The 720-nt window shown below is 45.1% G+C and carries 1 protein-coding gene; it reads left to right on the forward strand.

The genetic code is table 11. The annotated features are described in order from the left end of the window. Positions 1-699, forward strand: a 699-nt coding sequence (locus R8N47_RS25085; protein WP_318186091.1) for a TRAP transporter substrate-binding protein, incomplete at its 5' end; no start/stop codon positions are given. Between the last annotated feature and the right edge of the window lie 21 nt (positions 700-720).

Genomic DNA, 720 nt, shown 5'->3' on the forward strand with positions numbered 1-720 from the left:
TTGGAAGCTTTCTCCCCTGCTTACGCAGCATTCAACATGCCTTACTTGTTCCGCGATAAAGACCACTACTACAAAGTGACAGACGGGGACGTGGGTCGTGAAATCCTGAATTCTTCAGCGGACAGCGGCTTTATTGGTGTGACTTACTACGATGCGGGCGCACGTAGCTTTTACACCAACAAACCAATCAATACGCCGGAAGATCTAAAAGGTCTGAAAGTACGTGTACAGCCGAGCCCATCTGCTATTGCGATGGTAAAAGCGTTAGGTGGTAACCCGACACCATTGGCATACGGTGAGCTATACACCGCATTACAACAAGGCGTGGTGGATGCTGCGGAAAACAACATCCCATCATTTAGCTTGAGCCGTCACAGTGAGGTATCGAAATACTTCAGCCTAGACGAGCACACCATGGTGCCAGACGTATTGGTTATTTCGACTAAAACGTACGACAAGCTAACACCTGAGCAGCAAAAAGCACTGATGAAAGCAGCAGCAGACTCATCTGAATACATGAAGAAATTGTGGGCTGAGTCAGAAGCAAAAGAGCGTACAAAAGCTGAAAAGATGGGCGTAACTTTTGTTGAACCAAATAAAGCGGCATTCGTTGAAGCGGTTCAACCAATGTACGCGGACTTAGAAAAGACAAATCCTGAATTAAATGAACTGGTTGAGAAGATCAAAGCAGTTAAGTAATTCACAAAGTAATTAGTAATA

Source organism: Vibrio sp. 2132-1, assembly GCF_033344315.1.